This is a genomic window from Stenotrophomonas sp. NPDC077421, from assembly GCF_049545505.1.
Classification (GTDB): Bacteria; Pseudomonadota; Gammaproteobacteria; order Xanthomonadales; family Xanthomonadaceae; genus Stenotrophomonas; species Stenotrophomonas nematodicola.
The window spans coordinates 16,691-35,395 of the sequence record NZ_JBMWDP010000027.1 but is presented as its reverse complement, the minus strand read 5'-3'; the positions used below and the strand labels follow the sequence as shown (position 1 = coordinate 35,395).

19 protein-coding genes are annotated in these 18,705 nt (G+C 67.0%); 15 read left to right on the top strand and 4 right to left on the bottom strand.

Annotation, left to right across the window (positions count from 1 at the left end; translation table 11 throughout):
* Nucleotides 1-236: 236 nt before the first annotated feature.
* Nucleotides 237-719, bottom strand: a complete 483-nt coding sequence (locus ACPEH1_RS14440; protein WP_017356422.1) for a YajQ family cyclic di-GMP-binding protein — start codon at nt 717-719, stop codon at nt 237-239.
* Nucleotides 720-797: 78 nt separating this feature from the next.
* On the opposite strand from ACPEH1_RS14440, the gene ACPEH1_RS14435 reads away from it, so the two are divergent.
* The 3 genes from ACPEH1_RS14435 (at nt 798) to ACPEH1_RS14425 (ending at nt 3,530) form a co-directional block, all read left to right on the top strand.
* Entirely contained in the window at nt 798-1,694 is an 897-nt protein-coding gene (locus ACPEH1_RS14435; protein WP_017356421.1) for a DMT family transporter, read from the top strand.
* 142 nt (nt 1,695-1,836) lie between these two features.
* Nucleotides 1,837-2,844 (top strand): methionine ABC transporter ATP-binding protein, encoded by a 1,008-nt coding sequence (locus ACPEH1_RS14430; protein ID WP_423715978.1) that lies wholly within the window; start codon nt 1,837-1,839, stop codon nt 2,842-2,844.
* The gene (locus ACPEH1_RS14425) at nt 2,841-3,530 is read left to right on the top strand and encodes a methionine ABC transporter permease (RefSeq protein ID WP_017356419.1); all 690 of its coding nucleotides are present in this window, start codon (nt 2,841-2,843) and stop codon (nt 3,528-3,530) included. The genes ACPEH1_RS14430 and ACPEH1_RS14425 overlap by 4 nt, the downstream gene beginning before the upstream one ends.
* Nucleotides 3,531-4,391: 861 nt before the next feature.
* On the opposite strand, the gene ACPEH1_RS14420 is transcribed toward ACPEH1_RS14425, so the two are convergent.
* The gene (locus tag ACPEH1_RS14420) at nt 4,392-4,997 is read right to left on the bottom strand and encodes a lipocalin family protein (RefSeq protein ID WP_136005205.1); all 606 of its coding nucleotides are present in this window, start codon (nt 4,995-4,997) and stop codon (nt 4,392-4,394) included.
* 166 nt (nt 4,998-5,163) lie between these two features.
* Here ACPEH1_RS14420 and ACPEH1_RS14415 point away from each other — a divergent pair, with 166 nt between their 5' ends.
* Nucleotides 5,164-5,472, top strand: coding sequence for a hypothetical protein (locus ACPEH1_RS14415; protein WP_136005203.1), 309 nt, complete (start codon nt 5,164-5,166; stop codon nt 5,470-5,472).
* 68 nt (nt 5,473-5,540) lie between these two features.
* On the top strand, nt 5,541-7,637 hold the full coding sequence (locus ACPEH1_RS14410) for a prolyl oligopeptidase family serine peptidase (protein ID WP_017356667.1): 2,097 nt from the start codon (nt 5,541-5,543) through the stop codon (nt 7,635-7,637).
* A gap of 179 nt (nt 7,638-7,816) precedes the next feature.
* Here the strand turns inward: ACPEH1_RS14410 and ACPEH1_RS14405 are convergent, their stop codons facing one another.
* Complete coding sequence (locus tag ACPEH1_RS14405) at nt 7,817-9,010, bottom strand: pyridoxal phosphate-dependent aminotransferase (RefSeq protein WP_153164800.1); 1,194 nt, start codon at nt 9,008-9,010, stop codon at nt 7,817-7,819.
* 111 nt (nt 9,011-9,121) lie between these two features.
* Here ACPEH1_RS14405 and ACPEH1_RS14400 point away from each other — a divergent pair, with 111 nt between their 5' ends.
* The 9 genes from ACPEH1_RS14400 to ACPEH1_RS14360 all read left to right on the top strand — a co-directional run bounded on the left by ACPEH1_RS14400 (nt 9,122) and on the right by ACPEH1_RS14360 (nt 17,710).
* Nucleotides 9,122-11,242 (top strand): S9 family peptidase, encoded by a 2,121-nt coding sequence (locus ACPEH1_RS14400; RefSeq protein ID WP_423715971.1) that lies wholly within the window; start codon nt 9,122-9,124, stop codon nt 11,240-11,242.
* Between the two features lie 60 nt (nt 11,243-11,302).
* The gene (locus ACPEH1_RS14395) at nt 11,303-11,734 is read left to right on the top strand and encodes a YbaN family protein (RefSeq protein ID WP_017356664.1); all 432 of its coding nucleotides are present in this window, start codon (nt 11,303-11,305) and stop codon (nt 11,732-11,734) included.
* A gap of 64 nt (nt 11,735-11,798) precedes the next feature.
* Nucleotides 11,799-12,047, top strand: a complete 249-nt coding sequence (lptM, locus tag ACPEH1_RS14390) for an LPS translocon maturation chaperone LptM (protein WP_017356663.1) — start codon at nt 11,799-11,801, stop codon at nt 12,045-12,047.
* Complete coding sequence (dapF, locus tag ACPEH1_RS14385) at nt 12,040-12,891, top strand: diaminopimelate epimerase (protein ID WP_153164797.1); 852 nt, start codon at nt 12,040-12,042, stop codon at nt 12,889-12,891. Before lptM ends, dapF begins: the two co-directional genes overlap by 8 nt.
* Nucleotides 12,888-13,565, top strand: a complete 678-nt coding sequence (locus tag ACPEH1_RS14380; RefSeq protein ID WP_026070861.1) for a DUF484 family protein — start codon at nt 12,888-12,890, stop codon at nt 13,563-13,565. Before dapF ends, ACPEH1_RS14380 begins: the two co-directional genes overlap by 4 nt.
* A gap of 20 nt (nt 13,566-13,585) precedes the next feature.
* The gene (gene xerC, locus ACPEH1_RS14375; RefSeq protein ID WP_136005182.1) at nt 13,586-14,476 is read left to right on the top strand and encodes a tyrosine recombinase XerC; all 891 of its coding nucleotides are present in this window, start codon (nt 13,586-13,588) and stop codon (nt 14,474-14,476) included.
* Nucleotides 14,477-14,567: 91 nt separating this feature from the next.
* The gene (gene hslV / locus ACPEH1_RS14370) at nt 14,568-15,119 is read left to right on the top strand and encodes an ATP-dependent protease subunit HslV (protein WP_017356659.1); all 552 of its coding nucleotides are present in this window, start codon (nt 14,568-14,570) and stop codon (nt 15,117-15,119) included.
* A 110-nt stretch (nt 15,120-15,229) separates the two neighbouring features.
* Complete coding sequence (gene hslU, locus ACPEH1_RS14365; RefSeq protein WP_423715970.1) at nt 15,230-16,606, top strand: ATP-dependent protease ATPase subunit HslU; 1,377 nt, start codon at nt 15,230-15,232, stop codon at nt 16,604-16,606.
* Nucleotides 16,607-16,957: 351 nt separating this feature from the next.
* Nucleotides 16,958-17,710, top strand: coding sequence for a hypothetical protein (locus ACPEH1_RS14360; protein WP_423715969.1), 753 nt, complete (start codon nt 16,958-16,960; stop codon nt 17,708-17,710).
* A gap of 176 nt (nt 17,711-17,886) precedes the next feature.
* Here ACPEH1_RS14360 and ACPEH1_RS14355 read toward each other — a convergent pair whose 3' ends face one another.
* Entirely contained in the window at nt 17,887-18,105 is a 219-nt protein-coding gene (locus ACPEH1_RS14355) for a hypothetical protein (protein WP_423715968.1), read from the bottom strand.
* Between ACPEH1_RS14355 and ACPEH1_RS14350 the strand changes: the two genes are divergently transcribed.
* Nucleotides 18,099-18,608 (top strand): hypothetical protein, encoded by a 510-nt coding sequence (locus ACPEH1_RS14350; RefSeq protein ID WP_423715967.1) that lies wholly within the window; start codon nt 18,099-18,101, stop codon nt 18,606-18,608. The two genes, ACPEH1_RS14355 and ACPEH1_RS14350, sit on opposite strands and share 7 nt — an antisense overlap.
* Nucleotides 18,609-18,705 lie beyond the last annotated feature (97 nt).

Sequence of the window (18,705 nt, the reverse complement as noted above, 5' to 3'; positions counted from 1 at the left end):
ATGCATCCGGGCGAACGGCAGCCGGGTAGAACCCGGCTCTACGGGGCTCCCGGCGCGCACGGGCGTTGCAGCTTGGCAGCGCCGGGGGTCTGCCCGGGCGGGGGGCAGGGTGCATGCATCCGGGCGAACGGCAGCCGGGTAGAACCCGGCTCTACGGGGCTGCCGGCGCGCATGGGCGTTGCAGCTTGGCAGCGCCGGGCTCTGCCGGGCGGGGGGCAGGGCCCGGCGGCCGGGGATCAGTCGCGGAAGTTGTCGAACTGCAGCGGCACTTCGAAGGTTTCCTTCTTCAGCAGCGCGATGGCGTCCTGCAGGTCGTCGCGCTTCTTGCCGTTGACGCGCAGCTTGTCGCCATTGATCTGGCTGTCGACCTTGAGCTTGGCTTCCTTGAGCTTGGCCGCGATCTGCTTGGCCACCTTCTGCTCGATGCCCTGCTTGACGGTGATCTTCTGGCGCGCGCCGGCCAGGTTGGTTTCGATGTCGCCGAACTCCAGGCAGCGGGTGTCGATGCTGCGGGCGATCAGGCGTGCGCGCAGGATGTCGGTCATCTGCTGGAGCTGGAAGTCGCTGGGAGCGGACTGGCTGATCACGCTGTCTTCGAGCACGAACTTCGCGTCCACGCCCTTGAAATCGAAGCGGGTGGACAGCTCGCGGTTGGCCTGGTCGACCGCGTTGGTCAGCTCGTGGGTGTTGACTTCGGACACAACGTCGAAGGAGGGCATGGGAATACTCCAGCAGGTGAAGCCCCCATTCTAACCAACCGGACGTGGACGGCCCGGCCGTGGCGGCGATAATGGGCCATGAACATGCAACGCTCTCCCTCCCGCGCGGTCGCCTGGATGCTCCTGGCGGTCGCCTGTTTCTCGCTGATGGATGCGGGCATGAAGCAGCTCTCGGCCAGCTATCCGACTCTGCAGGTGACTTTCCTGCGCGGTGCCGCCTCGCTGCCGTTCGTGCTGGTCTGGGTGCTGGTCACGGCCGGTCCGCGCTCTCTGGTGCCGGTGCGCTGGGGCCTGCACCTGCTGCGCGGCCTGCTGGGCATGGCCATGATCGGCTGCTTCGTGTTCGCCCTGCGCAGCCTGCCGCTGTCCACCGCCTACACCATCTATTTCGTCGCGCCGCTGCTGATTGCCGCGCTGTCGGTGCCGCTGTTGGGCGAGCACGTTGGCCCGCGCCGCTGGATCGCCATCGGCATTGGCCTGGTCGGGGTGCTGGTGGTGCTGCGGCCGGGCGGGGATGGCTTCATCTCGATCCCCGGGTTGATGGTGCTGCTGGCAGCGACCGCCTACGCCGTGGCCGCGATCACGGTCAGCATGCTGACCCGCACCGACACCCCGCAATCGATGGTGGTCTGGTTCCTGGTGATCATGGCGGTGGGCGCCGGCCTGCTGGCGCTGCCGGACTGGCAGCCGCTGCAGTGGGGGCATGCGGCCCTGATCGGCGGCATGGGCCTGGCCGGGGCCGCCGGGCAGGTTGCGCTGACCCGCGCCTTCCAGCTCGGCGAAGCGTCGCTGATCGCCCCGCTGGAGTACACCGGACTGGTCTGGGTGATCGGCTGGGATCTGCTGTTCTGGAGCGTGCTGCCCGACCAGGTGACCTGGCTGGGCGCGGCGATCATCGTCGCCTCGGGCCTGTACCTGCTGCACCGCGAGCGGGTCCGCCAGGTCCAGCCGCCGGCGCCGCTGGACCACCCCTGACCGGCCCCGGGCGCCTGTGGCGCCCGATCACGCCGGCTTAGAACCAAACGGAATATCATTCCGCGCATCCGCACGGGCGAGGGCCGTCCCGCGCTGGTAGGCTGCACGCCCCCTCCCGTCGATGCCCCGGTTGACCGCGAACGTGATCGAGTTCCAGCGCCTGCACAAATCCTATGCCGTCGGCGGCCGCGCGATCGCCGCGCTGCAGCCGCTGGACCTGACCATCGAGGCCGGCGAGGTGTTCGGCATCATCGGGCACTCCGGTGCGGGCAAATCGACCCTGATCCGGCTGATCAACCGCCTGGAGGAGCCCACCGGTGGGCGCCTGCTGATCAATGGTGAAGACGTCACCGCGCTGGACGCCGATGGCCTGCGCACGCTGCGCCGGCGCATCGGCATGATCTTCCAGCACTTCAACCTGCTGTCCTCGCGCATGGTGGCGGCCAATGTCGCCTTCCCGCTGGAGCTGGCCGGCACGCCGCGGGCGGAGATCGATGCGCGGGTTGATGAGCTGCTGCACACGGTGGGCCTGGAGGCGCACGCCACCAAGTACCCGGCGCAGTTGTCCGGCGGCCAGAAGCAGCGCGTCGGCATCGCCCGCGCGCTCGCCACGCGCCCGCAGATCCTGCTGTGCGACGAGGCCACCAGTGCGCTGGACCCGCAGACCACCGCGTCCGTGCTGAAGCTGCTGGGCAGGATCAACCGCGAACTGGGCCTGACCATCGTGCTGATCACGCACGAGATGGATGTGATCCGCCGCGTCTGCGACCGCGTGGCCGTGCTCGATGCCGGCGCACTGGTTGAAACCGGGCCGGTCACCGAGGTCTTCCTGCACCCGCAGCACCCGACCACACGCCGCTTCGTGACCGAATCGGAGCAGGTGGACGAGGGCGAGCTGCACAAGGATTTCGACGCGGTCGCCGGGCGCATCGTCCGCCTGACCTTCCTCGGCGCGGACACCTACGAGCCATTGCTCGGGCGCATCGCGCGCGACACCGGCGTGGACTACAACATCCTGTCCGGCCGCATCGACCGGATCAAGGACACCCCCTATGGCCAGCTGACGGTGTCGCTGGTCGGAGGCGACGTACAGGCCGCGCAGGCGGGCTTTGTCGCTGCCGGTGTCCACCTTGAGGAGCTGCGCCGATGATGTTCGCCACCGCCGGCGGATTCTTCCGCCATCTCGATGCCGGAAAGTGGGCCGACATCGGCCAGGCGACCGTCGATACCCTGCTGATGCTGGGCGGCTCGCTGCCGCTGACGCTGGCGATCGGCCTGCCTCTGGGTGTCCTCCTGTTCCTGACCGGCTCGCCGCAGCTGCACCGCAAGCCGGTGGTGTATGGCGCGCTGGCGCTGCTGGTGAACCTGCTGCGCTCGGTGCCCTTCATCATCCTGATGATCGTGCTGATTCCGCTCACGCTGTGGATGATGGGCACATCGCTGGGGGTGCGCGGTGCCATCGTGCCGCTGGTGATCGGCGCGGCGCCGTTCTACGCGCGTCTGGTCGAAACCGCGCTGCGTGAAGTGGATCGCGGCGTGATCGAAGCCACCCAGGCGATGGGTGCGACCACGTGGCAGCTGGTGACGCGGGTGTTGTTGCCCGAAGCACGGCCCGGTCTGATTGCCGGTGCGACGGTCACCGTCATCGCCCTGATCGGCTTCACCGCGATGGGCGGTGCGATCGGTTCCGGCGGCCTGGGCGACCTCGCCTTCCGCGACGGCTACCAGCGCTCGCACACCGATGTGGCCCTGGTCACCGTGGTGCTGCTGCTGATCCTGGTCCAGGTGCTGCAGATGCTCGGCGATCGCCTCGTCGCGCATTACAGCCGCCGATAACGCCATTCCGGCATAGACCCGTCGCGGTCATGCGTACGTAGAGCCGCCCTCTGGTCGGCTGCTCTCCGATCCGATGCCGATACCCCCGCGCTGCGCGCGACAGCCGACGTAGAGCCGCCCTCTGGTCGGCTGCTCTCCGATCCGATGCCGATACCCCGCGCTGCGCGCGACAGCCGATGTAGAGCCGCCCTCTGGTCGGCTGCTCTCCGATCCGGTGCCGATATCCCCGCGCTGTGCGCTACAGCCGACCAGAGGTCGGCTCTACGGTACGATGCCGATATCCCCGCGCTGCGCGCGACAGCCGACGTAGAGCCGCCCTCTGGTCGGCTGCTCTCCGATCCGGTGCCGATACCCCCGCGCTGCGCGCGACAGCCGATGTAGAGCCGCCCTCTGGTCGGCTGCTCTCCGTTCCGATGCCGATACCCCCGCGCTGCGCGCGACAGCCGACGTAGAGCCGCCCTCTGGTCGGCTGCTCTCCGTTCCGATGCCGATACCCCCGCGCTGCGCGCGATAGCCGATGTAGAGCCGCCCTCTGGTCGGCTGCTCTCCGATCCGATGCCGATACCCCCGCGCTGCGCGCGACAGCCGACCAGAGGTCGGCTCTACGGGTGCGATGCCGATACCCCCGCGCTGTGCGCGATAGCCGACCAGAGGTCGGCTCTACGGGTGCGGCGCCGATATCCCCGCGCTGCGCGCGACAGCCGACGTAGAGCCGCCCTCTGGTCGGCTGCTCTCCGATCCGATGCCGATACCCCCGCGCTGCGCGCGATAGCCGACCAGAGGTCGGCTCTACGGGTGCGATGCCGATATCCCCGCGCTGCGCGCGACAGCCGACCAGCGGTCGGCGCTACGGGTTCACGCTCAGCGGACGTTCGGGACTTCGTAGCCCAGGCGGTCCACCTGTTCGCGGTGCTGCGGCACGCGCTTGAGCTTGTCGGTGTTGACGCCGTACTCGTCGCGCAGGCGCGTGGCCAGCTCTTTGTACAGGTCCTTGTCCATGTCCGGCTGGCGCGCGAAGATCCACGCCATTTCACGGCCTGGATAGCCCACCAGCGCCCACGAATAGTCCGGTGCCACTTCCAGCACGCGGGTGTGGGTGGGCACGATCTTGTAGAACCAGGTACGCCAATTGTGGTTGCCGCTGTCCTCGTCCACCGACGCGCGCACCGTGAGTTCTTCCTGCGGTTCGGAGAAACCGTTGCGGTAGCGATAGGTGATGGCGACCTTCTGGTCGCCGCGCAGGCGGTACTCGTTGACGCTGGCCACATGGCCGCGCTCGACCGGATTCGGAACGCGTCCGATCACATACCAGGTGCCCATGAAACGCTGCAGATCGATCGCCGGACCTGCACGCTCGGCCGTCGTCGGCGCCGGCGACGGCTTGGCCTCATGGCGGAAGGCGCAGGCCGGCAGCAGCGACAGCGTGGACAGCAACAGGACAGCGCGAAGCGGGCGGTTCACAGACATGCGGCGGGTGGCTCCAGGGGCTGGCAGGGGCATGGTGGGTGGGACGGCGAAGAACGTCAATGGTGGCGCATCGGCGGCGTGACCGGTTCACGCTGCGGCACGAGGTCGCAGCCGGTGAGATGGTGGCACGGCAAGGTGACGCCTCACTTTCGCATGGAGCGGTGTCATGTCCCTGTCTTCTTCGCATCGTTCGTCCCGTTCCGCCGAGCTACCCGACCCGCGGGTGTTGCGTTGCGTCAGGCAGGCGGCCCTTGCCGGGCTGGCGCTGGTGCTGGTCTGGCCGGCGGCACGCGGTTACAGCAGCTGGTTGGGATGGGGGCCGTTGTGGCTGGTCGGGATGCCCTGGCTGGCCTGGTGGGCGCTGTACCGCTTCCGGCTGCCGTTGCGCTGGTGGGCCCAGCGCCGGGCCGGCGCCCGCCGGCGCGCACCGCAGGCCCGCCGGCGTCGGCCGGCGCGGCGCCTGCGCGCGGCCTGACCTTCGACACGGGAGGGGCAGCGGTCGCCTGTGGTAGCGTCCGGGGTCTATGACTGCCTGGAGCTGCAATGTCCCGAATCGCTTCCGCCTGCCTGATGGCAGGCTTGATGTCCGCCGCCACGGCCGCCACCGCCGTGGCCGCTGAAACGCCGGCCGATCCGTACGCGTGGCTGGAGGACGTGACCGGCGACAAGCCGCTGTCCTGGGTCAAGGAACAGAACGCCAAGTCCGAGGGACGCCTGGCGCAGACCCCGGCCTTCAAGGCGATGGAGGCGAGCATCCGCGAGGTGCTCGATTCGGACGCCAAGATTCCCGGCGTGCAGAAGATCGGCGACTACTACTACAACTTCTGGAAGGACAAGCAGCACGAGCGCGGCGTGTGGCGCCGCACTACGCTGGAGGAGTACCGCAAGGCCTCGCCGCGCTGGGAAACCGTGTTGGATCTGGATGCACTGAACAAGGCCGAAGGCGAGAACTGGGTCTGGCACGGCGCCGACTGCCTGCGCCCGGACTACGCCCGCTGCCTTGTCGCGCTCTCGCGCGGTGGCGCCGATGCCGACGTCACCCGTGAGTTCGACCTGGCCAACAAGACCTGGATCAAGGACGGTTTCTTCCGTCCCGAGTCCAAGGGCGGCCTGAACTGGATCGATCGTGACACCGTGTTCGTCTACACCGACTTCGGCGCCGGCACGATGACCACCTCGGGTTATCCGCGCGTGGCCAAGCTGTGGAAGCGCGGTACGCCGATGACCTCGGCCAGCGTGGTGTACGAAGGCAAGCCGGATGACATGTACATCTCGGCGATGCACGACGACACCCCGGGATACGAGCGCAACCTGGTCAGCCGTACGCTGGCCTTCTACAACAACGAGCTCTACCTGCGCGCCAACGACGGCACGTTGACCCGGATCGACGCGCCCAACTCGGCCGAGAAGGGCCTGCGCAAGCAGTGGCTGACCCTGGAACTGCGCGAGCCGTGGACCGTAGGCGGCAAGACCTACGCAGCCGGTTCGCTGCTGGCCACCAAGCTGGACGATTACCTGGCCGGCAAGCGTGAGTTCGAGGTGCTGTTCGCGCCGACCGAGACCACCTCGCTGGCAGGCGCCAGCTGGACCCGCTCGCACCTGGTCCTCAACGTGCTCGACGACGTGAAGAGCCGCCTGAGCGTGCTGACCCCGACCGACAGCGGCTGGAAGAAGAGCGCGTTCACCGGGGCGCCGTCATTCGGCACCGTGGCCGTGAGTGCGGTCGATGCCGACGAAAGCGACGCGGTGTGGATGACCGTCACCGACTACCTGACCCCGACCACGCTGGCCCTGGCCGAGATCGGCAAGCAGCCGGAAGTGCTCAAGACCATGCCGGCGTTCTTCAATGCCGACGGCAAGGTGATCGAGCAGCACTTCGCCACCAGCAAGGACGGTACCCGTGTGCCGTACTTCGTCGTGCATGGCAAGGACATGAAGCTGGACGGGTCCAACCCGACGCTGCTGTACGGCTACGGCGGCTTTGAAATCTCGCTGACCCCGTCGTACTCCGGTGCGATGGGCCGTGCATGGCTGGACAAGGGCGGCGTGTACGTGGTCGCCAACATCCGCGGCGGTGGCGAGTATGGCCCGCGCTGGCACCAGGCGGCGCTCAAGCAGAACCGTCACAAGGCATACGAAGACATGGCCGCGGTCGCCCGCGACCTGGTCAGCCGCAAGATCACCTCGGCCAAGCACCTGGGCGTGCAGGGCGGCAGCAACGGTGGCCTGCTCACCGGCAACATGCTGACCCAGTACCCCGAGCTGTTCGGTGCCGTGGTCGTGCAGGTTCCGCTGCTGGACATGAAGCGCTACAACCACCTGCTGGCCGGTGCGTCCTGGATGGCTGAATACGGCAACCCGGACACGGCCGACTGGTCGTTCATCAAGACCTTCTCGCCGTACCACCTGTTCGACGCCAGCAAGACCTACCCGCCGGTGCTGTTCACCACCTCCACCCGCGACGACCGCGTCCATCCGGCCCATGCCCGCAAGATGGCGGCCAAGATGATCGAGGCCGGCAAGGACGTGACCTACTACGAGAACATCGAGGGCGGACACGGCGGTGCGGCCAACAACGCGCAGGCCGCGCACATGTCGGCACTGGCCTACAGCTTCCTCTGGGAGCAGCTGAGCAAGTAAGGTCGGGTATGCTCGACGGCCAGGGGCGGTCGAGCATCCCGCGGGGCATCGGCCCGATGCGGACCCATCGCCCCGTGAACTCCGGGTGGTGGGGCGTCAGGTTGGCTCCACCCCAGCTTCAGCGCCACGCAGCGATGCGTGGCGTTTTTTTTGGAGTCGTTCCGCGCCGCGCGGCGGGGTCAACGCACCCACGTTTCCAGGCCGCGGCGGATACGCGCCACGGCTTCTTCCAGCCGCGGCACCTGCTGGGTGTACGCCAGCCGCACGTGCTGGCTGGCCCGGTGGTGACCGAAATCCAGACCCGGGGTGAACGCCACGTGCTGGGTCTCCAGGAAATGCGCGCAGAACGCCTGCGCGTCATCGGTGAAGGCGCTCACATCGCAGTACAGGTAGAACGCGCCTTCCGGCTCGACGTCGATGCGGAAGCCGAGCGCGCGCAGCGCCGGCAGCAGGTAGTCGCGGCGTTCGCGGAAGGCGGCGCGGCGCTGTTCGAAGATGGCCAGGGCCTCCGGTTCGAAGCAGGCCAGCGCGGCGTGCTGGGCGATGCTGGACGCGCTGATGTACAGGTTCTGCGCCAGCTTTTCCAGGTCAGGTACGGCCTTCGGGGGGGCCACCAGCCAGCCGAGACGCCAGCCGGTCATGCCGAAATACTTGGAGAAGCTGTTCAGCACGAACGCATCGTCGTCCACCTGCAGCACGCTCTGCGCGTCCATGCCGTAGGTCAGGCCGTGGTAGATCTCATCGACCACCAGGTGACCGCCACGCGCCTTCAGCGCCTGCGACAGCGCCGCCAGGTCCGCGGCCGACAGCACCGTGCCGGTGGGATTGGCCGGCGAGGCCACCAGCGCGCCGACGCTGTCCGCGTTCCAGTGCTGTTCCACCAGGGACGGCGTCAGCTGGTAGGCGGTCTCCGGCCCGACCGGCACCAGCTGCGCGGCCCCTTCGACCAGGCGCAGGAAATGCCGGTTGCACGGATAGCCCGGGTCGGCCAGCAGCCAATGCCGGCCTGGATCGACCAGCAGGCTGCTGGCCAGCAGCAGCGCGCCGGAACCGCCGGGGGTGATCAGGATCCGCTCGGGATCGACCTGCACCTGGTAGCGGTCCCGGTAGAAACCGGCGATGGCCTGGCGCAGGGCCGGCAGGCCGCGCGCGGCGGTGTACCGGGTATGCCCGGCCGCCAGGGCCGCCTGGCCGGCCTGCACGATCGGGGCGGCGGTAGTGAAGTCCGGCTCGCCGATCTCCAGGTGGATGACGTCGTGGCCGGCCTGTTCCAGCGCCTGCGCGCGGGCCAGCAGCGACATGACGTGGAAGGGGGCGATGTCCTGGCTGCGGCGGCTGTAGCCGGCCGCGGAGGGAGTGGGGGGCGTGATCATGTCCCGATGATAGGCGCAGTGACCAACGACACGCTTGCCGCCGGCCCAACGACCGCCGCAGACTGCATGGACACGGACGCCATTGCATTCCCCCGCCAGGAGCCTTATCTCGTGAAACCCGTCCTTTGTTTACTGGTTGCCAGCCTGATGACCACTTCCGCGCATGCCGCTCCCGCGCCCACCGCGCCTGATGCCGAAAAGCACCCGCATACGGTCAAGGCCCCGTTCGGCGCCACCCGCAGCGACGATTACTACTGGCTGCGCGACGACAAGCGCGAGAACCCGGCGATGCTGGCGTACCTGAACGCGGAAAATGCGTACACCGATACGGTGATGGCGCCGCTCAAGCCGCTGGAGGACACCCTCTACAAGGAGATCGTGGCGCGCATCAAGCAGGACGATGCCAGCGTGCCCGCGCGCGAGCGCGGCTACTGGTACTACACCCGCTTCGAGACCGGCAAGGATTACCCGATCCAGGCCCGGCGCAAGGGCAGCATGGAATCGCCCGAAGAGATCCTGCTGGACATCAACGCGATGGCTGCCGGCAAGGGCTACTTCAGCGTCGGCGATATGGACGTCAGCCAGGACAACCACCTGCTGGCCTGGGCCGAGGACGACGTCGGCCGCCGCCAGTACGTGATCCGCTTCAAGGACCTGCGCACCGGTGAGGTGCTGCCGGACCGGATCGAGAACGTGTCGCCGAACGTGGTCTGGGCCGATGACAACCGCACCCTGTTCTACGTCGAGAACGATCCGGAAACGCTGCTCACGGTGCGGGTGAAGAAGCACGTGCTGGGCACGCCGGTCGCCAGCGACGTGCTGGTCTACGAAGAGAAGGACGACAGCTTCTACATGGGCGTCGGCCGCAGCCGCGACGACCGGTTCCTGACCATCGACCTGCACAGCACGGTCAGTTCGGAAACGCGCTACGCGCCGGCCGCCGATCCGCAGGCCTTCACCGTGCTCGCCCCGCGGGCGCGCGACGTCGAGTACGACGCCGACCACTTCAATGGCCGCTGGGTGATCCGTACCAATGACGCCGGTGCGACCAACTTCAAGATCGTCACCGCGCCCTCGGATGCCACCACACGCAGCCAGTGGAAGGACTGGGTGGCGCACGACGAGGCGGTGCTGATCGAAGGCGTCGAGCTGTTCGACGGCTACAGCGCCATCGCCGAGCGCTCCAACGGGCTGGAGCGCATCCGCCTGCTGTTCGCCGACGGTCGCCAGGAGTACGTCAAGGCCGATGAACCGGCCTACTCGATGGGGCTGGCCGCCAATCCGGAACACGACACCCCGTGGCTGCGCTACGCCTACACCTCGCTGACCACGCCCACCACCACCTATGAACTGAACACCGTCACCGGCGAACGCCGCCAGCTCAAGCAGCAGCCGGTGATCGGCTACGACCCGGCCAACTACACCACCGAGCGGGTGTGGGTCACCGCCCGCGATGGCGTCAAGGTGCCGGTCTCGCTGGTGTACCGCAATGGCTTCAGGAAGGACGGCACCGGTGCGCTGTACCAGTACGCGTACGGCAGCTACGGCATGTCGATGGACCCGGGCTTCAATCAGACCGTGGTCAGCCTGCTCGACCGCGGCGTGGTCTATGCCATCGCGCACATCCGCGGTGGCCAGGAAATGGGCCGGGCCTGGTACGAGGACGGCAAGCTGCTGCACAAGCAGAACACCTTCAACGACTTCGTCGATGTCACCCGCGAGCTGGTCCGCCAGGGCTACGCCGCCAAGGACCGCGTGGCCGCGTCCGGCGGCAGCGCCGGTGGTCTGCTGATGGGGGCGGTGGCCAACCAGGCACCGCAGGACTACCGCGTGATGGTGGCGCAGGTGCCGTTCGTGGACGTGGTCACCACCATGCTCGATGCCAGCATCCCGTTGACCACCAACGAGTACGACGAGTGGGGCAATCCCGAGCAGCGCGAGTACTACGACTACATGCTCACCTACTCGCCGTATGACAACGTGCGCCGGCAGGCGTACCCGGCGTTGTTCGTGGGCACCGGGCTGTGGGATTCGCAGGTGCAGTACTGGGAGCCGGCCAAGTGGGTGGCCAAGCTGCGCGACGACAACACCGGCACCCATCCGATCGTGTTCCGTACCAACATGGAAGCCGGCCACGGTGGCAAGTCCGGGCGCTTCCAGCGCTACCACGAGCTGGCCGAGTCCTACGCCTTCGTGCTGGATCAGCTCGGCGTCACGCCCGCAACGAACTGATCCACGGCCAGGCGGAAGGCGACCATCGCGGTCGCCTTCCCGGCTCGTTATGCTGGCTGCATGAGCCTGCCAGAACGCCCTGACGTTGCCGATGCCGCACCCGCACCCGTGCGGCGGCCGGTACGTTTCCGCTGGGCGTGGTGGCTGCTGGCGTATGTCAGCCTGGGTACCGGCATCGTCGGCATCTTCGTGCCGGGCCTGCCGACCACCGTGTTCATCCTCATTTCGGCCTGGGCCGCCTCGCGCGGCTCCGAGCGCCTGCACAACCGGTTGATGCAGCATCCGCGGTTCGGTCCGGCCATACGCAACTGGCAGGCGCACGGCGCGGTCAGCCGTTACGCGAAGTGGATGGCCACGCTGACCATGACGGTCTGCGCCGGGATCATGCTGTGGTGCGTGCCCATCGCCTGGGTCAAATGGCTGTCGATCGGCTGCATGACCGCCGTCGCGCTGTGGCTGTGGAGCCGGCCGCTGCCGCCGCGGTCATCCTGAGGCGCTGCTGAGGTGGCCGGCCAGCGGTCGGCACTACCGTGGAGGGCATGGCTATACTTGGGGCATGAAGACATCCCCCCGTACCCTCATCTCCCTGACGCTGGCCGCCTCGGCGCTGCTGGTGCTGTCGGCCTGTGGCAACAAGGGCCCTCTGGTCATGCCGCAGAAGCCTGTTCCGGTCGAAGAAGTGGTCGAGCCGGCCGCCGAACCGGCCGTCACCCCGCCGGCGTCCGATGCCGACGTCGGTGCCACCCCGGTCGCGCCCGATCCGGTCGACGCGCCGGCACTCAAGGCCGATGACGGGAATGAATAAGGCGGCACCCCGGGCACTGCGCTTCAGCAAGATGCACGGTGCCGGCAACGACTTCATCGTGCTGGATCTGCGCGACGGCAGCCCGCCGCCGGATCCGGCGCTGGCGGCCCGCCTGGCCGATCGCCATACCGGCGTCGGTTGCGACCAGATCCTGACCATCGAGCCGCCCAGGGCCGACGGATCGGTCGCCTCGTACCGGATCTGGAACGCCGACGGCTCCAGTTCACAGCAGTGCGGCAACGGCGCGCGCTGCGTGGCGGCCTGGCTGGTCCGCGACGGTGCCGCCAGCGGCGATGCCTTTGCGATCGACAGCCCGGTCACCACCCACGCGGTGGAGCGCCTGGGCGAGCATGAGTACGCCGTGGCAATGGGCGTGCCGCGCTTCGAGCCCGACCAGGTCCCGTTGATCGGTTTCGCACACGCCCGCGAGGAGTATCTGCTGCCGCTGCAGGGGGACACCGTGCGCTTCGGCGCGGTCTCGATGGGCAACCCGCACGCCGTGATTGAAGTCGGGCTGGTGGATGCAGCACCGGTCGAGCGCCTCGGCCCGCTGCTGCAGCAGCACGCCACCTTCCCGCAGTCGGTGAACGTCGGCTTCGTGCAGGTCATGGACCCACGCCACGCCCGCCTGCGCGTCTACGAGCGCGGCGTTGGCGAGACCCTGGCGTGCGGTAGCGGTGCCTGTGCGGCGGCGGTGGTGATGATGCACCGCGGCCGGCTGGAACGTGACGCCATCATGTCGCTGCCCGGTGGCGACCTGCGCATCCGCTGGCCGGACCCGACCGCCCAGATCGTGATGTCCGGGCCGGCTGCCTTCGTCTTCGAGGGGGAATGGAACGCATGAGCGAGACCGTCGAGAAAATCGGAGCGCACGAAGTCGCCGCCTGGCTGCGGCGTCACCCGACCTTCCTGAAGCAGTTCCCGGACCTGGCCCTGACCCTGGTGGTGCCGCGCGATGACGGCCCGACCGCGTCGCTGGCCAGCTACCAGCTGGAGGTGCTGCGCGACAAGAACCGCGAGCTGCAGCGTCGGCTGGCCGACCTGGCCGCCAACGCGCAGATCAACGAGCGCCTGGCCGTGCGCACGCACCAGCTCACCTTGGCGCTGATGAAGCAGTCCAGCGCCGGTGACACGCTGCGCGCGATGGCGGCCTCGCTGGAAGAGGATTTCGCCGGCGACCTGGTCCGCCTGGTGCTGCTGAAGCCGGTCGCCGGACTGGAACAGGCGCCGTGGTTGCAGATAGTGGCCGCCGACAGCCCGGCGCTGTCGTCGTTCCGCGATTGCCTTGGCGACGGCGAGCCCATCTGCGGGCGGCTGCAGCCGGAAAAGAACGCGCTGCTGTACGGCGACCGCGTGGATGATGTGCAGTCCAGCGCGCTGCTGCCGCTGCCGGGCGTGGGCCTGATCGCAGTCGGCAGCCGCGACGGCAACCGCTTCTATCCCGGCATGGGCACGCTGTTCCTGCGCATGATGGGGGAAGCGCTGGTGGTCGCGCTGGCGCGCTTCGACCCGGCCTGACCCGCCACGGCGCCGTGCCCATGACCGCCGTCGCCGCGTTTCTCGCCCACCTGCAGGTGGAGCGCCGCATGTCGGCGCACACGCTGGATGCCTACCGCCGTGACCTGGAGGCGGTATCGGCATGGGCGCAGGCGCAGGGCGCGGCGATCGAGACCCTGGACAGCGAGCAGCTGCGCCAGTTCATCGCTGCCGAGCACCGTCGCGGCCTGTCGCCGACCTCACTGCAGCGCCGGCTGTCGGCTTGCCGCAGTTTCTATGGCTGGCTGCTGCGGCACCGTCGCATCGAGGTCAGCCCTGCCGCCACCCTGAAGGCGCCCAAGGCGCCACGCAAACTGCCACAGGTGCTGGACGCCGACGAAGCGGTGCGTCTGGTCGAACTGCCGACCGATGCGCCCCTCGGCATGCGCGATCGCGCACTGCTGGAATTGTTCTATTCCTCGGGCCTGCGCCTGAGCGAGCTGTGCGCGCTGATCTGGCGCGACCTGGATTTCGCGACCGGCCTGGTCAACGTGCTGGGCAAGGGCAACCGCCAGCGACGCGTCCCGTTCGGTTCGCACGCACGCGCTGCCCTGCAGGCGTGGCACGCCGAATGTGGTGGCGCTGCCGACGCACCGGTGTTTCCGGGGCGCAACGGCGGTCCGATCACCCAGCGTGCGGTGCAGATCCGCATCCGCCAGCTCGCCCAGCGCCAAGGCCTGTTCAAGCACGTGCATCCGCACATGCTGCGGCACAGCTTTGCCAGCCACATTCTGGAATCGTCCGGTGACCTGCGCGGCGTGCAGGAGCTGCTTGGCCATGCCGATATCGCCACGACGCAGATCTACACCCATCTGGATTTCCAGCACCTGGCCAAGGTCTATGACGCGGCCCACCCGCGCGCGAAACGGCGGCGAAGCAGCAACGAAAGCTGAATCGATCCGGTGCGTCAGCGGGGCGCAGGGCAGGGTGGCTTGAAGCCCGGGGCAACGACCCCACCTCAGTCTCTGTCACCCCGGAGGCCACATGGACCCCAGTCAGAACCCCAACGTTTTTCACGCCACCACCATCATTTCGGTGCGCCGCAACGGTCACGTCGCCGTCGCCGGCGATGGCCAGGTCACGCTCGGCCACACGGTGATGAAGGGCAACGCCCGCAAGGTGCGCCGTCTGGGCCGTGAGGGCCAGGTACTGGCCGGTTTCGCCGGTGCCGCCGCCGATGCCTTCACCCTGTTCGAGCTGTTCGAAGCCAAGCTGGAAAAACACGGGCAGCTGCAGCGCGCCGCCGTCGAGCTGGCCAAGGATTGGCGCACCGAGCGCCGCCTTGGCAAGCTGGAGGCCCTGCTCGCGGTAGCCGACAAGGACACCTCGCTGATCATCAGCGGCACCGGTGACGTGATCGAGCCGGAGGACGGCATCATCGCCATCGGCTCGGGCGGCTCCTACGCGTTGTCGGCCGCGCGCGCGCTGCTGGCGCACACCGAACTGGACGCCCGCACCATCGCCACCGAATCGATCAACATCGCCGGCGACATCTGTATCTACACCAATCGCAATGTGGTGGTTGAAGAGCTGTAACGGAGCGCCGGCCAGCGGCCGGCACTGCCACGGCGCCGACCCGATACATGGCGTAGTGCCGGCCGCTGGCCGGCAACCTCGATCAACCACATTCACTCGTGAGCACACCCATGCCGCACAAGATTGAAGTTTCTTCCGCCACCATGACCCCGCGCGAGATCGTGCAGGAACTGGATCGGCACATCGTCGGCCAGCATGATGCCAAGCGCGCGGTCGCCATCGCGCTGCGCAACCGCTGGCGCCGCATGCAGTTGCCGGTCGAGCTGCGCAACGAAGTCATGCCCAAGAACATCCTGATGATCGGCCCGACCGGCGTCGGCAAGACCGAAATCGCGCGCCGCCTGGCCACGCTGGCCAACGCGCCGTTCGTAAAGGTCGAAGCGACCCGCTTCACCGAGGTCGGCTACGTCGGCAAGGATGTGGAGCAGATCATCCGCGACCTCGCCGACACGGCGGTCAAGCTGTATCGCGAGCAGGCCAAGGTGCGCGTGCGCAATCAGGCCGAAGAGCGCGCCGAGGACCGCATCCTCGATGCGCTGCTGCCGCGCCGCAGCACCGGTATCGGCTTCGATGCCGAGGCCGCACGCAATGAGCCGTCCGCGCAGGACAATGAAACGCGGATCAAGTTCCGCCGCATGCTGCGCAATGGCGAACTGGACGAGCGCGAGATCGAGCTGGAAGTCTCGGCCAATGTTGGCGTGGACATCATGACCCCGCCGGGCATGGAGGAAATGGGCCAGCAGCTGCGCCAGATGTTCTCCAGCATGGGCGGCGCCAAGGCGCAGAAGCGCACGCTGAGCATCAAGGCCGCGCGCCCGCTGCTGATCGAGGAAGAGGCCGGCAAGCTGGTCAACGAAGACGACATCCGCAGCGCGGCGATCGAAGCGTGCGAGCAGCACGGCATCGTGTTCATCGACGAGATCGACAAAGTCGCCAAGCGCGGCGAAGCCGGTGCGTCCGGTGGCGACGTGTCGCGCGAAGGCGTGCAGCGCGACCTGCTGCCGCTGGTGGAAGGCTCCAACGTGTCCACCAAGTACGGCACGGTCAAGACCGACCACATCCTGTTCATCGCCTCCGGTGCGTTCCACCTGGCCAAGCCCAGCGACCTGATCCCCGAGCTGCAGGGCCGCTTCCCGATCCGGGTGGAACTGGGCGCGCTCAGCAAGAATGATTTCGTGCGCATCCTCACCGAGCCGAAGGCCGCGCTGACCAAGCAGTACGAAGCGCTGCTGCTCACCGAGGGCGTGTCGGTGGCGTTCACCGCCGATGCGGTCGACCGCTTGGCCGAGATCGCGTTCCAGGTCAACGAGCGCCAGGAAAACATCGGTGCCCGCCGCCTCCACACGGTGCTCGAGCGACTGCTCGATTCGCTCAGCTACGAGGCCCCGGACCGCGACGGCGAGACGATCAGCATCGACCACGCTTACGTGGACGCCCATCTTGGCGAGCTGGTGCAGGATCCGGATCTGAGCCGCTACATCCTGTAAGGGGAGGGTGGCATGAATTGAAAGGGCGGCACTTCGGTGCCGCCTTTTTTTCGTTGGCTCGGCTTTGGCGGGACGTGGGGGTTTGCGGGGGCAAGGTCAACGGCGTATTCGATTGGGGGCCATGCGTTGAACGGGCGATTGGGGTAATCGGCAGTCGTCGCGCGACCGACGCTACCTACGTTCGTCCGGCATCCACGGAATCGCCCCGTGCCCTTCATGCGACCCGTTTCGGCGGATCCATGCGCTGCGCACCATGCGCCACGGCGATCAGAAAACTCTGACATCGGTGCAGGGAAACCGCGCGTCGCGCTCCCGGTTTGCCATTTTGCCAAATTTGGCAACTCCAACCCATTGGCGCGCCTCTCACGTTTCATTACCTCCGGCGATGAGCAGCTGATCGCCGACGGCTGGAACATGACGCCCATCTACCGGGATGCCATGTCGCTGGTCACCAAGACCATCAGTGGCCCGGGCATGCCTACCGCGCAATGGACATACCAGTACACCAACCTGGGGTGGGAATACGACCGGAACCTGACTCAGCAAGGGTGGCCCATGATTCCTGCAGGTCAGTCGGAACCCAAGATAACGATCGAAACCTTACCCGATGGCGTGATCAAGACCTACGAGTTCGGCAAGGAAGTCGCCTACAACGACGGCCTGCTGCTGGGCACTACCACCACCAGCGGCGGCAACGTGGTTCGCGTGGACCGGAACAGCTACTACCCCAACGCGCAGTTGCCCAGCGCGCCGTTCCCGCAGGCCGCCGGCCGCAACCTGAAGTATGGAGCCACCGAACTGGGCGAGCACCTCAATCGCCCGGTACAGAGCACCACCGTGCAGCAGGACGGCGTGTTGTTCACCCGTCAGGTGCAGACGTTTGATGCGTCCATCCGCGAAGTCGCCGTGGTGGAATCCAACAACGCCGGCTTCAGCCGCAGCAGCAGCACGGAGTACTACGACAATGCGCAGCTGTGGGTGCGCGGGCAGACCGCCCGCGGCATCGTCAACGGCATCGAGCAGTCGCGTACCGAGTTCGACGGCAACACCGCCCAGCCGCTGCGCGCCCAAACTAGCCCAGCAATCTCACAGCGCGAGGCGTAAGAGCAGGCGGAAGCCCCGCTGAAATTGCAAACCTGAAGAACTGGAAGGTAAAAATAGACACTACGGCCGCCGCGGCTCCATCCACGGGTGCCGCAGGTGAAACGACAGCTAGACTCGTAGACGGTAAAGTGGATCAAGTTCAGACTACGCTAAGCAATAAGATTCAGGCTCTAGAGTCACCGGGCGAACTGAAAATGAACGGTGGCTTGGTTGCCCAGGGCGGAGACACTGCCAAGGCCGCATTTGGCGTCCATGAATTCGCTGGTCATGGAAACGCAGAAAACCTTAGGATGGACTCCGCCGCAGGTGCCGAGAACATGGCAAGTGATCGTGCCGTAGAGATACTTTCCAAAGACGAAGAACTGCTGGTCAAGCCCAAGATTGAAAGATGACATTTCCTACAGTGCTCGCAACCCTCTTCGCGGTGGCTAACGCCCAGTCCGCTCTTCCACAGTATGGTGGGGACGCAGGACAGTATCGCTATGAAAGCGTCTCAGATCTATCCTTCGAAACCTCCGCGATCACAATTGATCTGGACAAGAAGACGCTTGTTTACCCTGCGACAGTGACCGAAATTGAAGCGTGCCCTGCCAATCGCAGCCGGTGCTTCAAGACAACGCGGATGAGTTTCTGCGCACCGACCGATCCGGAGATGCGCGCGAAGGAATGGGAATGTGGAGATGGGGATCTCATTTTCAAGCTAGAGGGCGAGCGCACGTTGCGCATACTCGGCGACGAGATCCACACCTTCGTGATTTCACGTCATGGGACCGAGTACTTCTACAGCCCTGAACGTGGGCTCGTGATGTTCAGGTTCGTCAAGCAGCCTATCTCCGAGGTGTACTGGTCTGTAGATGGGCGAGGATTTGGAACTGACGAATCCGCGGCCTCGAGGTAGGTGTCTTGATCGGGGTCGATTGCAGACCGGGCACAAACGGCAGCCACGCGACTCTGATCCAGTACTCCAATATTCGCTCGGGGAGCACGAGCCAACA